Origin of the sequence: Methylocystis parvus, from assembly GCF_049675845.1 — a bacterium.
Lineage (GTDB): Bacteria > Pseudomonadota > Alphaproteobacteria > Rhizobiales > Beijerinckiaceae > Methylocystis > Methylocystis parvus_A.
In genome coordinates this window covers 2,269,536-2,283,348 of record NZ_CP187161.1, presented here as the reverse complement: position 1 = coordinate 2,283,348, position 13,813 = coordinate 2,269,536, and the positions used below count along the sequence as shown (strand labels likewise).

Below are 13,813 nucleotides of genomic sequence, written 5' to 3'. Positions count from 1 at the left end.
GGGCGGCGCGCCGAGACCCTTTCTAGGTGCTAACGACGCGCTATTGGTTCCCTGGTCGCGAACTCCTCACCGCGTTGCCGGGCTTTCCTGGCAGGTCCCTCCCTTCGGAACCTTTAATCAGCTTGGATCGCAGTCTCCAAGATCACCGCCTCTGGCGAACTGATCTCAGCGCAAGGCCGACAGGCTGTTCCCTCAAATAAGTCAGTAGATTGCGGTCGATCGGCCGCTCCTGGAGCTTTTCATGTCACGCTCACGTCTTCTGCGCGGCGCATCCGTCGCGTCACTCTTGCTCGCCTTTGTTCCTGCAGTCGCCGATGCACAGCAGACGCTGCCGACCATTGAAGTCGGCGCCGCCCGGCGGGCCGTCCCTCGCGCATCGAGCCCCGCGCCCGCCGCCGCACCCGCGATTGGGACCAATGGGACAGAATCGATAAACGCCGCGCCAGGATTCCAGCCCGCGCGGGCCAAGCTGCCTATTTATCGAGACCCGCCGGGGCAAACGGTCACGACGGTCGATCACAAGTTCCTCAGGCCAACGCCCATGTTCACCGTGCGGGAAATGCTGCAATACAGCCCCGGCGTCCAGATTCAGGAAGGCAACACCCCACGAGAGGTCAACATTTCGATCCGTGGTTCGGGCTCCCGCTACTCGGTGGGCTTTCCGCTCGGCGTCCGCAACATCATGCTCTACGAGGACGGATTTCCGATCACGACCGCTGACGGCACGGGCCGAACGGATATCCTCGATCCGCACGCATATAACGGCACGGACGTCTATCGCGGCCCCTCATCGGCGCTCTTCGGCAATTACGCTCTCGGCGGCGCGATCAATTTCCGGACATTTTCGGGCGCGGAAATCGACGGACTGGACACTGGGTCCGAATTCGGCAGTTTCGGCTACATTAATAATTACATCCGCGCGGGCAAGAAGGCAGCGACCGCGAGCCTCGGCGAGTTCGACATCTCGATCTTCGCCTCGGACGCCCGTGGCGATGGCTATCTCGCGCGGAGCGCATTTTCGGGTGACCAGGCGCGCCTTCTTGCGAGATGGGCGCCGACGCCCAATGATCGCTTCACGCTTAAGTATCTGTTCAACGATTCGTTCTCGACGTTCATGAACCGAAGTTCTCAAAATCAGTATTATTGGAACCCATACGGCACAAGCTTCGGCTGCGCCATTGCGACCCCGGCCAATCTGCCGTTTTGCAACAATCTCAACGTGCCGAGGAACGGGATATTCACCTCAGCGTTGGCTCCGCTAATTAATCAGAGCGTCTGGCAGCTCGGCTCGCATCTGCATTCGCAGCAGATGATCGGCGGTGCCCGCTATGAGCATGACTTCGACAATGCGACGACCTGGCGGAGCCAGTTCACCTATAATTATTTCGATTACATCAACGGCACCTGGCCGCCGCCGAAAGTGGGGCCGGCCGTTCTGGGCGGGCTTGGCGGACCCGTCGCGATCCGCGGACCTTCCGTCGGCATCGACGCCAGCACGGACATCACGAGTCACCTCCCTGTTTTCGGCCTGCCGGCGACCCACTATCTCGGTTTCTTCTACAATAACGTCAAAACCACGAATCCGCTCTTCAACCAGCTCCCAAATGTCTGGAATTACGGCGCGGTCGGCGCCGCGGTCGGCAAATTCGACAGCTATACGTCGAATATCGGGCTGCGCGCGCGCGAGGAGATTGCGCTGACGCCTCAATTGACCGGAGTCATTGGCTTCAGCACGAACTGGAACCGCGTCTGGGGCGTCAACACTGTCTACAATTACAACGCCAACGGCACGTGGCGGCTGCCGCAGCAGGTCGGGGTCGACAATGACTATTGGAATACCGCGCCGGAAGCCTCTCTGACCTATCGCTACAGCCCGGAATGGCAGGTCCGCGCGCGCTACGCCGCGGGTTACGGCACGCCGTCCTTCCTTTATCTGACGTCGACGCAGACGGGCGCCGGAAGCAATACCGGCCTACAGGCGCAGACTAATATGGGCGTCGATGTCGGGATCGACTGGACGCCGAGCCGCAACGTGCTGGTGAGCCTTACCGGCTTCAATGAGTGGTATCGCAACGAAATTCTGACCCTGTCAAATGGACTCGTCAGCTACCAGGCCAACGTGCCCGCCTCGATCCATCGTGGTCTCGAAGCGAATATCGATTGGCGGCCCTTCGACGGCTGGCGCTTCCTAGCAGCATATACGCTGAACGATCAGTTCTTCACGAACTACTGGGACAATCTCGGCGCCATGAACGGCCGGTTCGTTATGTATAATCGTTCTGGCAACAGGATCCCCAACGTGTCTCCGCATACGCTGACGGCGCGCGTGGGTTACGATCAGCCGACCGGCGACTTCAAGGGATTGGGGGCCTACGCCGAATATGTCTTCAAGGCGGGCTACACGATCGACAATGCCAATTTCACATCCCTGCCGGGCTATGGGCTGGTCAATCTGAACCTGCACTACAATCGCGACGTCGAGAATTTTTACATCAAGAATCTGGAGATGTATCTCAACCTCAACAACGTCTTCGATCGCACCTATATCGCCGGTTCACTCGTGATGAGCAACACGCTGATCACAGGCACCCCGATCCAGACGCCGACGCTTCTGCTCTCCACGGCGCAAGGCGCGGGGATACTCGCAGGCTCGCCGCGGGCTTTGGTTGGCGGCGTTAAGCTAAAATTCTAGTTGTCGCCGTGACGGGCCTCGTTCTTTGCGAGGCACGTCATTCAAGCAAGCGCCCATGGAGCGGATAATGCCGATCGTCCTGTTTGTAGAGAATATGCATTGCAAAGGATGTGCACAGCATGTCGTCGAGGCCGTGCACGCCCTGAAGTTCAACGCGGACGTATCCGTTGATCTACCCGCGAAGCGGGTGTCGATCGACCCAGCCCCTGCTGATTTGCATGCGCTTCTCTCCGCGATCGACAAGGCCGGATACAAGGCGAGCGTCGTGCAGGAGACCGACGCCGATTTCTTTGCGCGCCGGACGATGGCTCGGGAGCGGCTGAACGCGATGAACCCGCACATGCAGCCAGACGGAGATCCTAGCGACCCAAAGGGAGATCAATGGTTTACGAAGGTCTATGAACTCGCCGGCGACGACGAGGCCAACATTCCCTGGGCGGCGCTTTCCGCAAACTCCCTGCTTACGGATTGGCTGGCACGGCAGGACATTGACGGCAAGCGTGCGCTCGACGTCGGTTGTGGGCTCGGCGACAATGCGGAGGCTTTGTCGGCCGCCGGGGCTCGCGTCAGCGCTTTCGACTATATTGACCGCGCCATCGCATGGGCGAAGCAGCGTTTCCCCCATAGCGCTGTCGACTACCGCGTCGCCGATCTTTTCGCGCCCCCGCCTGAGTGGATCGGCGCTTTCGATCTCGTGCATGAATGCTATACGTTGCAGACCCTTCGAGATGAATTGACGGCGGACGCGGCAAAGGCGCTCGCATCGATGGTCGCGCCCAACGGGCGCCTGCTCATAATTTCCTCCGCGCGGGAAGCAAATGAGCCTCAGACCACGCCGTGGCGGCCGCTGACGCGCCGCGAGATCGACAGTCTCGCCGTAGACGGCTTGAAGTTGCTGGAACTTGACGACATCCCTCAGCAGGGGTGCCTTTCGCGCCGATGGCGCGCCCTGTTTGGTCGGTAAGAGCGTAAGCTATCGAAGTTGATCAACAAGGAAACGCCATGCGTGATCGCCGTCATCCAACGCGCACCTTGCTTGCGTTTCCTTTCAAATGGCTGCCGGCCGCCTTTGCGCTCATCACTTGTCTTATCACGCTTTCTGGGCAGGCCTCGGGGGCCGAAGCGGCAAAGCATGGGCTCGCCCTTTATGGCGAACCGGCGCTTCCCGTTGGTTTCGATCATCTGCCTTACGCCAATCCGAGCGCGCCAAAAGGGGGGCGGTTGCGGCTCGGAATGGCAGGCGGCTACGAGAGCCTCAATCCATTCAATCTCAAATTCGCTGCGGCGCCGCAGCTGCTCATCGGGAATGTCTATCAAAGCCTGATGGCTCGGTCGCAGGATGAGCCCTATAGCATGTATGCGCTCATTGCACAGTCGGTGGAACTCGGACGCGAGCGGGAATATGTTGTTTTTCGCCTCGATCCACGCGCGCGCTTTTCCGACCGCAGGCCAATTACCGCGGAAGACGTTTTATTCTCCTTCGAGCTCTTGAAGGCGAAAGGCCGCCCCGGTCAACGCGAGGCCTTCTCGCGCGTGACGGGCAGCGAAGCAACCGACGCCCATACTGTCCGCTTTAATTTGGGCAAAGGCGCAGACCGCGAATTGCCGCTGCTGCTGGCGGCGATGCCGGTCCTCTCCAAGACAGCGGTCGACAGCACGCATTTCGACGATGTTCGAATGGATATTCCAGTCGGCTCCGGTCCGTACTCTGTCAAGGAAGCGAAAGCTGGCGAGCGTCTCGTTCTGGCGCGAGATGCGGATTACTGGGGAAAGGATATCCCGACCCAACGCGGACTCTATAATTTCGATGAGATCGATGTCTCCTGGTATCGGGACGGCGGCGCTCTGTTTGAAGCATTGAAGGGTGGCCTCATCGATTATCGGGAAGAAGCGAGCGCCGCGCGCTGGCTAGCGGCATATGACTTTCCCGCCTTACGAGACGGAAGGATTGTCAAGGATACGCTGCGCCCGGGACGGCCGATTGGCATGTCTGGCTTCGTCTTTAATCTCCGCAACAAGCTTTTCGAAGACGTCGCGCTGCGTGAAGCCATGGCGATGATGTTCGATTTCGAATGGGTCAACGCCAATTTCTACGTCGGCCTCTACAAGAGAACGACAAGCTATTTCGAAGGGTCGCCCTTTTCTTCATCCGGCCGTCCCGCCAGCGAGGTAGAACGCGAGCTGCTCGCGCGCTTCCCCGACACGGTTCGAAAAGATGCGCTAGATGGTAGCTGGCGCCCCACCATACATGACGGCAGCGGACGTGATCGCGAAATCGCGAGGCGAGCCATCCAGCTTGTCTCGCAGTCCGGCTACAAGCTGACCGACAAGGGGTTGGAAAAAGACGGCCGACCGGTCGCATTCGAGATTATGATCCGCGACCGCGACGAAGAGCGGCTTGCATTGAATTTTGCGGCGTCACTGAAGCGCATCGGAATCATCGCGCAGCCCCGACTATATGACGAGACGCAGTATCAGCAACGTCGGCGGAAGTTTGAATATGACATGATGATCGGCCAATGGCTGCCCGCCGCCGTTCCGGGAGCCGAGCAGGCCGGAAGATGGAGTTCCGGGAGTCTGGACAAGCAAAAAGGAACCAATCTCGCCGGAGCCTCATCGCCCGCGTTGGACGCGCTGGTCGAGGCACTCGTCGCTTCGAAGACACCGGAAGAGCATGTCGATGCGGCGCGCGCACTCGATCGGGCGTTGCTCTCGGGCTTTTATTTCGTTCCGCTGTTTTTTGTCGACGAAATTTGGACCGCTCATACGGCTACGCTCGGGCGGCCTTCATATCTCCCGCATTACCCGATGTATCCGTTCGGTTTCACGCTTGAGCAGTGGTGGTGGAAAAGCGAAGAAATTCGTAACGACTAGGAGCCCGCTTCCCGCACTGAGGAACATTCAATGTATGAGACGCGCTGACTGGGGAGCAGCGGTCGACGCGCCAAAGGCGGGATCTCACTACGGAGTCATGACTGCTTTCGAACAGAGGCCAACACGTCGAAAGAACATTCAGCACAATGATTGACGAGCAACAAAATTCCGCAAGCGAAGAACGCAATTCGAGCTGACGTCCAACTCATTCAGAGCGGCTAGATGATCGACATTGGCGGCCACTCACGGCACTCTTTGCGGCTGCCAGCGCGATGCTAGTGCGCTCGAAACGATGTTGTGCCATAAAGGCTTGGGGTGCCAGGATCGCAGCAAAACGTGGTCATAAGCGGCGGTCGTCGCAGTGGCATGGAGGCTTGCCGTGATCATGCATCGAATGTGGATCGATGGTAGCGAGTTCCCCTTTCGGCGAACGTGCAGGCGTCAAAGCCGGGCATTACGGATAGTCGGTCGAGGCTAGAAGTCGAGACATGAGATCACATGGGCTGCGGCTCGAGAGTCGACAGAACGGCAGAGCAACCGCAGATTGACGGCTGACGCCGGGCGAAGCGGCTGGCGAAGTATGGCCTCGCCAGCGAGATTGAGCCCGGACGCTGGGCGATCGTCGACAAGGCCGAGGCGACCCTGCGGGCGCTCGGCGAGCGCGGCGACATCATCAAGACGATGCACCGGGCGCTTTCTGATCATGGCCTCGCCGAGCAACGCGGGGCGGACCAATATCTCCTTCACGGCGATCGCGTCGGCGCGCCGATCGTCGGCCGCGTCCTCGGCAAGGGACTGGCCGGCGACGAGATGTGCGAGCGGCTTTATTTGATCGTCGATGGCGTCGACGGCCGCATCCATCACCTCGAATTCGCCAAGGCCGAGGCCCTTGACGATATTCGCCGGGGGATGATCGTCGAGGCGGCGCCCGTCGTCGCCGAGCCAAGGGCGGCGGATCGCAACATCGCCATCGTCGCCGCGGGCGAAGGCGGCCTCTACCGGCCGAGCCGTCATCTCGACCGCTTCCGCGACAGCTTTACGCGCAAGGGCAAGGACCCGGACGCCTTCGTCCGTTTCCATGTCCGCCGTCTGGAGGCGATGCGCCGGGCTGGCCATGTCGACCGCCTCGACGCCGACGCCTGGCGCATCCCGGAGGACATCGCCGAGCGGGGCATGCGCTACGATCTCAGCCGGGGCGGCGACGGCCTTTCCGTGCGCATCCTCTCCACGCTCGACCTCGAAGCCCAGATTGGCAGCGACGGCGCGACCTGGCTCGATCGGGAGCTGACGTCGACGAGCCGGACGCCGATGGCCCAGGCCGGCTTTGGCCGCGACACGGCGAGCGCTCTGGAGCGCCGCAAGCGGACGCTCATTGAGAGGGGTTACGCCAGCGGACGACCGGGGGAGGGCTTTCGCGCGCCCAGCGATCTGCTCTCCCGTCTGGAGCGCGCCGAAGTCGCCCGTGTCGGTCGGGCGATCGCCGGCGAGCGCGGCTTGGCCTTCAACGAAGCCAAGACCGTAACCGGCAAGCTCGTCGGCGCGACCCAGCTCGCCAGCGGGCGCTTCGCCATGCTGGAGGATGGCCTCGGCTTCAGCCTTGTCCCCTGGCACCCCGTCCTCGACAAGCGCCTCGATCAGCACATCTCCGGCGTCATGCGCGAAAGCGGGGTCGACTGGACCTTTAGCCGCAAGCGCGGGCTCGGTCTTTGATCTCCGCGCCAACACCGCGCCCCGGCTCCGCTCAATCGCGCGATTGTCCCTCGCTCCATCCGTTCACACGGGCGACGAGGGTTGGAGAGGGATGGAAGGTTAGGACCTTCCGCGCGCTGATCACCGCCTCGACGCCGGTCTTGGGATTGCGACCGATGCGCGGACGCTTTTCGCGCAGGTTGAATGAGCCAAAGCCTCGCAACTTGACGGACTGGCCGCGCAAAAACGCGGCGGCGAGTTCGTCAAACGTGGCGTCGAAAATGTCGCGCGCCTCGGCCCGCGAGAGCTGCGGACAGCACTCATAAACCGCCGCTCGCAAATCCTGGCGCGTAAGGGTTTGGGTTTGTTCGATTCTTTTCAGCATGCGGGCGCTCCGAGCAACAGATCCGTCGCAACGCGCCCGCCGATCAAAATCTTCATGGCCGCCACTCCATAAGACGATTTTGTTGGGACAACTCACGATTAGGCGCGCCGCGCGCCTTTGGCAACCGCGCAGGCATGGCTCCGTCGCCGCGCCCTGGTCGCCGATTGCCTGTCTTCGCGCGAGGCCCTTCGCCAGGGGCGCTTTGCGCCATTTCCGCCATTCTGATCGATCCCGGTTCATCCGATCTTTGCCGTATGCAGAAAGATCGCTCGCTCCCTCCTTCGCCAGATCGCCGCCTGTCACAACCGAACGGGCAGCCTGATCCGATCTGCGACCGCGAGAAGCCAGACCGCGCCGCCGGCCAGTTCAATCGCGACAAGTTTCTCTGGCTCGAACACGTGCATTCTGACGCAGAACTCACGCCCCTCGCCTTCATGCTCGCCTATGCACTGGCCAATCTCGTCAATGAACGGGAAGGCTTCGCCTGGCCAAGCATCGCGCATCTTGCCGCAAAATGTCGCGTCACCGAGAACGGGATCAAGAAGGTCATTCGACGCCTGACCGAACGCGGTCATCTTTCCGTCGAGTTCGAAACCGGTCGCGGCAGAACGAACCGCTATCGCTGGATCGTCAAAGAGGCGCGCGCCGTCACAGCGGATCGACACGAAGGCCAAGAAAGCGCCTGCCGCCAAATGGCGCAAGGAACGCTTCTCTCGACGAAGGAAAAAGGGGGTAACGGCCGTCGCTCCTGTCCACGAGAAAAGGGGTAACCCCGGTTCGAAAAAGGGGCAACTGGCGTTCCGGAAAGGGGCAACGCCCGTTACCCCGATCTTAATTAAAGAATCTAATTATGATCTTTCTTATCGACTCTCATCGCAACGAAACGCGCAAAGCACGGCGAACGCCTTCGACGCCTTCTGGCGCGCCTATCCGAAAAAAGTCGCCTTGAGGGATGCGATCGGCGCCTTCACGCGAGCCATCGAGCGAGCGCCGCCTGACGAGATCATTCGAGGCGCGACGCGCTATGGTGCAGCGCTCGCTGTCGCCGCCGTATCGCTTGTTCTAGCTGGCGGAGTAATTCCCGTCGCTGCGGCAACCACCGCAAAAGTCCATTGCCTTGGAGCGAACAGCTGCAAAGGAAAGTCCGACTGCCATACCCCGAAGAACGCCTGCAAAGGCATGAATGCCTGTAAAGCTCAGGGTTGGGTGTTCACGGAGTCGGAGAAGGCTTGCGAAGAAGCTGGCGGGAAAGTTTTAGATTAGGCGACATCTTGGCTATCGCAAGCGGACGATCGTCACGGAGCCGCATTCGCGATAGAGCAAACAACGAGCGCGCGGTCCTCAACGGCCGCGCACCGTAACCCCCGAGACGTTTCTGAGAGCCTGATCAAGCGTCGTAGCCCGCCGTCGTTCTTACGCTGCGCGTAGCGCGCGGCCGCCGACCAGGTGGGTGTGAGCTGTAACGCCGGGATTGTCCGGGAAAGCGTCGCCAGTCTAGCTGGAAAGGCTAATGCTCATTGCAAGCGCCCAATGATGCAGCTCTATCCTCATCCATGGCGGGCTCCGCCTGTCGCAAGACAAGCCGAAAGGTCGCGCCGCCGCCGGCCGTGTCGAAGCCAAAGAGCGACCCGCCCATAACTTCCGTCAGGCTCTTGGAAATCGCCAGACCGATGCCGGCGCCTCTGCCTCTCGTATCGCGCCGCCAGAAGGGTTCGAAAATCCGATCCCGATCCTCGGCGGGAATCCCCGAACCATGATCAATGACCTCGACGACGGCTCCATTTGAGACGTGAATCACGATGACGCCACCCTCCGGCTCGGCGCGCAGCGCATTATCCAGAAGGTTTGACACGACGCATTCGAGCGCCCATTTGTCGACCTTCGCGCGAATAGGTTGCTTGGGAGCCTCGAATTCGATCCGTCGCCCGTTTTCAACGATCAGGGGCGTGTAATCGGCGACAAGCGCCAGCACCGTGGCGCCGAGATCGATCTCTCCCGGCGCCGATCGGCTTCGTACCAGAGGATTGGTCGACGCCAGCAATTGTTCGACGATCGTTTGCATCCTTCGAATGTCTCTGCGCATGTCGCGCCGGAAGGTCTGATCGTCCGGGTTATCCGCATGGGCGCGCATGATGGCGATTGGCGTGCGCAATTCATGCGCGACATTGGCGGCGAAGCGTCGCTGCGCCGTGACGCCTTTGTCGAGGGTTTCCAGGCCCCGGTTCACAGCCTCTATGAAGGGCGCGATCTCTCTGGGCGCCCCGTCAGCCGACAGCCGTCGATCGAGTGAGTCGACATCGATCGAGGCGATATCGTCGGCGGCAACGCGCAGGGGCATCAGCCCATGATGCACGACAAGCCAGGCAAGCAGCGCCGCGCCAAGAATGCCTGGCGCGATGACGAGCGCGGTGTGCAGCGACAAGAAGACCTTCGCCGCCTCGGAGAGGTCAGCCCAAGAGAAACGATAGCCATAAATCGCGACGGCGTAATTTCCGAAAGGCGTTTGAACGAGGGTCAGATTTCCCTGCGAGCGCATGTCTGGATCGTCGGCAAGATGAAATTTGATTGAGAACGCGTCTATATGATCGAGACAATTCAACGCTGTGACGAGCTCCGGAGAAGAGCCCGAAAGCGCCCGCCTGGCTGCGACGTCGAAGACAGCGTAGCGCGCCTGAATATTCTCCCTCACATAGTGTCGAAGCGCAGCCGTCGGTTCGATGATGACGTCGCCGCCCGGCATTTGCTTGATCGAGTCTACCACCAGCGCCCGCATGCGATAGGCGCCCCAGGCGTCCGGCGCGATGGGCGAATTCTTGGTCAAGCCCGACACGGACACAAAGAATTCGATAAACGGAACAAGAAAAACGATTGCGAGGAATTGCGCGACCGCGAGGCAGACGACCAGCCGAAACGATAGCGAACGCCTCACGCCAGCCTAGCCTTGGTCATCATATACCCAATGCCGCGCGCCGCGTGAATTTCCACGCCGGCGTTGAACTCTTCAAGCTTCTTTCTCAGCCGTGAAACCAGGATGTTCAGAGCGTTCATTTGAACCTCGTCCTCGAATCCATAAACTTCCTCATGAAGCTGATCCCGCAAAACGAGCCTGCCCGCATTTCGCATCAGCGCTTCGAGCAAGGCGAGTTCGCGTCGGTGCAGGACCAGCGTAACGCCGTTGACCGATACCTGGTGCGTGACAAAGTCAAAGGAGAGCGCGCCAAGAGTCGCGGGAGGCACGCTCTCGACGTCGGACCGACGCAGGCATGCCCTGATTCGCGCCATCAATTCGTCGAGATCGAATGGCTTGGCAAGATAGTCGTCGGCTCCCGCGTCAAGACCGGATATGCGGTCACTGACGGCGTGGAACGCGGTCAGGACGAGAACGCGAATGCCGGGCTGAGAGCGCTTGATCTCGGGAAGAAGCTCTAGACCATCTCCATCCGGCAATCGACGGTCGACGAGCGCCAGGGCGTAGTGATGGCACTGCAAGGCTGCGCGCGCCTCTTCGATTCCACCGACAAAATCGGCGATGAAACCGGAGCGGCCAAGGCGAACGCCGAGCGCTCGCGCCATCTCCGGTTCGTCCTCGATCAAAAGGACGCGCATGATTCGTGTGCGCGCGGTTGCCCGCACGTGCTCAATGGGTTCAACATTTTTCGCTCCGCCGCAAGCGGGTTGGCGGGAGCCTAACGCCATATATGATAAATTTGCAACAGCGCAGCAAAGTCTTCGCAGGCTCGGCCCACGTTATCTCCATGAAAGTTTCGTCTCCTAAACAGCCTTCCGACGGCACGCAAAGCCGACGCGCGAGCAGTACAGGAGGCCACCTTGCTCAACCGCGACTTGTTCAGGAATGCCAGCGTCTGCGCGCTGACTTTCTTTCTGACGGGCGAATCCTTCGCCCAGCAAAATCTACCGACGATCGATGTCGGCGCCGGCGCACGGCGCGGCGCGCAGCGGGCCGCCGCCCGACCGACCGGCCCCGCCAATGGCGCGCCGGCAGCCCCGTCCCCGATTGAGAACGGACCTCCAATCCAACAAACCACGGCTGGACCCGTGCGCGGCTACCAGGCGCTGACGTCCCGGGCCACGCGGTTCGAGACGCCGATCAAAGAGCTGCCGATGTCAATCGTGGTCATCCCGCGAAAGGTCATCGACGACCAGCAGGCTATCTCGCAAGCTGAGGTATTTCGGAACGTTTCGGGCCTTCAGCCGGTGTCGCCCGTCTACCCCGGAGGCATTGGGCCGAGCCTGAGAGGCATGCGCGCCGAGCGGTATATCGACGGCCTGCCCAATTACTACGACTATGGCGTTCGCGATCTCCTCGCCAATGTCGAGCGCGTCGAGGTCATCAAGGGTCCCGCGAGCATTCTTTTCCAGGGCGGGCAGAGCCCGGTCGGCGGCGTCGTCAATATCGTCTCGAAGCTGCCGACGCCGGAACGCTTCGCCGAGGCGGGGATACGCGGTGGCGGCTACGCCTATGCGAGTCCCTATATCGACATCAATCAGCCGCTCTTCGAAACTAAGAGCCTGATGTTTCGGCTGACCGCGCAATATGAGACGACGCGCTCGAATATCGATGTCATCCGCCGTCGCAGTTACACGATCAACCCCACGATCAAATTCACGCCAACAGACGCCACGTCGTTGATCGTGCAGGGCTTCATTTCCCGGCGCGATCAGCCGGATTACCCGGGGCTCCCCGCCATCGGGACGATCGATCGCACCTACTATTCCGTGCGGCCGACCACCTTTCTAGCCAATCCCGGCCTGCCGGCGACCACAACGAAGTCGTCGGGCGTCACGGTGCGCTTCGACCACAAGTTCAACGAGACCTTCTCGACTTTCACCAGCGCCCGCTTCTCGTCGTCGAGCATATATGAGCCGTCCCAGACGAGCTTCGGCAACGAGCCGACTTTCTACATCGACCCGCTGCTGCCGCTCCTGGGCGGCCCGGGAGTCATTGGCGGTCCGAGCCAATTCTATGTGGCCAACACCATCCTCAAGGAGCAAACGCAGGAAGTCTCCGTGACGTCGAATGTGACCGCCAAATTCGATGCGGGGCCGACCAAGAACAAGCTGCTGCTCGGAGGCGATTTCAACAAAGTATGGGATCAAGGCTATCTATCGACCGCCAATGCCACGCCGCCGGATCCGAATATCAAGAGCATTCTGGATTTCTGGGGCTTCGGCGCTTTCGCTCCGCTGTATCCGATCCTGATCGACTATCGGGCGCCCTTCTTCCTGCCTTACGTCTATCCGCTTCCCGGCCAGGACTTCTATACGATCTTCAGTCGTCTCGATAATGGCTACCAGAACGCCGGAGTCACCGCGCAGCTTCAATCGACGGTCTTCGACCGTCTTCATATTCTCGCCGCAGGCCGCGTCGCTTTCATCGATATCCTCTCGACGGAAGCTGCAGTCACCCCGCCGACGCGTTTCAATTCCAGCACGACGCAGTTTCTGCCGCGCGTCGGCGCGCTGCTCGACGTCACCGATTGGCTGTCGGTCTATGGCAGCTATGCGCAGGGGCTGCGACCCGTAACCTTCTTCAACGGCGCGGCCGGGGTCGCCCCAAAGCCAGAAGGCTCCGAACAATGGGAAGCGGGCGTCAAGCTCGACGGGCCGATGGGCCTGTCTGGCACGCTCGCCTATTTCGACCTCAAACGCACCAACGTGCCGTTGACTCCGCCGGGCTCTCTCACTCAACGGCAATCCGGAGAATGGCATTCGCACGGCTTCGAGGCTGATCTCGTCTGGCAGCCATTGTCGAATTTGTCTTTCCTCGCCAGCTACGCCCACATCGACGCGAAAGTGTCGAAGGACGAAAATCCGCGCTTCCAGAACGCGCCGCTCAATCTCGCGCCGCCGGATTCGGGACGCTTTTGGGGCAACTACGCCTTTGATGGCTTCTTCAAAGGTTGGTCCTTTGGCGCCGGACTCTACGCCGCGTCGGGAACTGTCATCGAAATCGGTCGGCCCTGGAAGACGAGTGGCTACATCACCTTCGATTCATCCCTGACCTTCAAACACGAGAACTTCACCTTCTCGATCAGCGGCAAGAATCTCGGAAATCAGCAATATTTCGTGCAGTATCCTTATCTCGCGGGTCGCGTCATGCCGGGCGAGGGAAGGACCTTCTTCGCCAACCTGTCGGTGCGCATGTAGGAGCG

9 protein-coding genes are annotated in these 13,813 nt (G+C 60.6%); 6 read left to right on the top strand and 3 right to left on the bottom strand.

Features of this window, described 5'->3' with window-relative positions; all coding sequences use genetic code 11:
- Positions 1-241: 241 nt before the first annotated feature.
- The 4 genes from ACPFMJ_RS11775 (at position 242) to ACPFMJ_RS11760 (ending at position 7,276) form a co-directional block, all read left to right on the top strand.
- Entirely contained in the window at positions 242-2,692 is a 2,451-nt protein-coding gene (locus ACPFMJ_RS11775; RefSeq protein ID WP_424360205.1) for a TonB-dependent receptor family protein, read from the top strand.
- 67 nt (positions 2,693-2,759) lie between these two features.
- Positions 2,760-3,656: a cation transporter gene (locus tag ACPFMJ_RS11770; RefSeq protein ID WP_424360204.1), complete on the top strand. Its 897-nt coding sequence runs from the start codon at positions 2,760-2,762 to the stop codon at positions 3,654-3,656.
- A 269-nt stretch (positions 3,657-3,925) separates the two neighbouring features.
- Entirely contained in the window at positions 3,926-5,566 is a 1,641-nt protein-coding gene (locus tag ACPFMJ_RS11765; RefSeq protein ID WP_424360203.1) for an extracellular solute-binding protein, read from the top strand.
- A gap of 570 nt (positions 5,567-6,136) precedes the next feature.
- The gene (locus ACPFMJ_RS11760; protein WP_424363852.1) at positions 6,137-7,276 is read left to right on the top strand and encodes a DUF3363 domain-containing protein; all 1,140 of its coding nucleotides are present in this window, start codon (positions 6,137-6,139) and stop codon (positions 7,274-7,276) included.
- A 31-nt stretch (positions 7,277-7,307) separates the two neighbouring features.
- Here the strand turns inward: ACPFMJ_RS11760 and ACPFMJ_RS11755 are convergent, their stop codons facing one another.
- Positions 7,308-7,640 carry an integration host factor subunit alpha gene (locus tag ACPFMJ_RS11755; RefSeq protein ID WP_424360202.1) on the bottom strand — a complete coding sequence of 111 codons (333 nt, stop codon included), beginning with the start codon at positions 7,638-7,640 and terminating at the stop codon, positions 7,308-7,310.
- 134 nt (positions 7,641-7,774) lie between these two features.
- Here ACPFMJ_RS11755 and ACPFMJ_RS11750 point away from each other — a divergent pair, with 134 nt between their 5' ends.
- Entirely contained in the window at positions 7,775-8,410 is a 636-nt protein-coding gene (locus tag ACPFMJ_RS11750; RefSeq protein WP_424360201.1) for a helix-turn-helix domain-containing protein, read from the top strand.
- A 737-nt stretch (positions 8,411-9,147) separates the two neighbouring features.
- Here the strand turns inward: ACPFMJ_RS11750 and ACPFMJ_RS11745 are convergent.
- A complete protein-coding gene (locus tag ACPFMJ_RS11745) occupies positions 9,148-10,569 on the bottom strand; it encodes a sensor histidine kinase (protein ID WP_424360200.1) in 1,422 nt (473 codons plus the stop codon).
- Positions 10,566-11,246, bottom strand: a complete 681-nt coding sequence (locus ACPFMJ_RS11740) for a response regulator transcription factor (protein ID WP_424363851.1) — start codon at positions 11,244-11,246, stop codon at positions 10,566-10,568. The genes ACPFMJ_RS11745 and ACPFMJ_RS11740 overlap by 4 nt, the downstream gene beginning before the upstream one ends.
- 222 nt (positions 11,247-11,468) lie before the next feature.
- Here ACPFMJ_RS11740 and ACPFMJ_RS11735 point away from each other — a divergent pair, with 222 nt between their 5' ends.
- Positions 11,469-13,808 carry a TonB-dependent siderophore receptor gene (locus tag ACPFMJ_RS11735; RefSeq protein WP_424360199.1) on the top strand — a complete coding sequence of 780 codons (2,340 nt, stop codon included), beginning with the start codon at positions 11,469-11,471 and terminating at the stop codon, positions 13,806-13,808.
- The last annotated feature ends 5 nt before the right edge of the window (positions 13,809-13,813 follow it).

Coding starts and splice junctions, on each gene's coding strand:
- ACPFMJ_RS11775 (WP_424360205.1), top strand. CDS start 242: ATGTCACGCTCACGTCTTCTGCGCGGCGCATCCGTCGCGTCACTCTTG.
- ACPFMJ_RS11770 (WP_424360204.1), top strand. CDS start 2,760: ATGCCGATCGTCCTGTTTGTAGAGAATATGCATTGCAAAGGATGTGCA.
- ACPFMJ_RS11765 (WP_424360203.1), top strand. CDS start 3,926: ATGGCAGGCGGCTACGAGAGCCTCAATCCATTCAATCTCAAATTCGCT.
- ACPFMJ_RS11755 (WP_424360202.1), bottom strand. CDS start 7,640: ATGCTGAAAAGAATCGAACAAACCCAAACCCTTACGCGCCAGGATTTG.
- ACPFMJ_RS11750 (WP_424360201.1), top strand. CDS start 7,775: ATGGCTCCGTCGCCGCGCCCTGGTCGCCGATTGCCTGTCTTCGCGCGA.
- ACPFMJ_RS11740 (WP_424363851.1), bottom strand. CDS start 11,246: ATGCGCGTCCTTTTGATCGAGGACGAACCGGAGATGGCGCGAGCGCTC.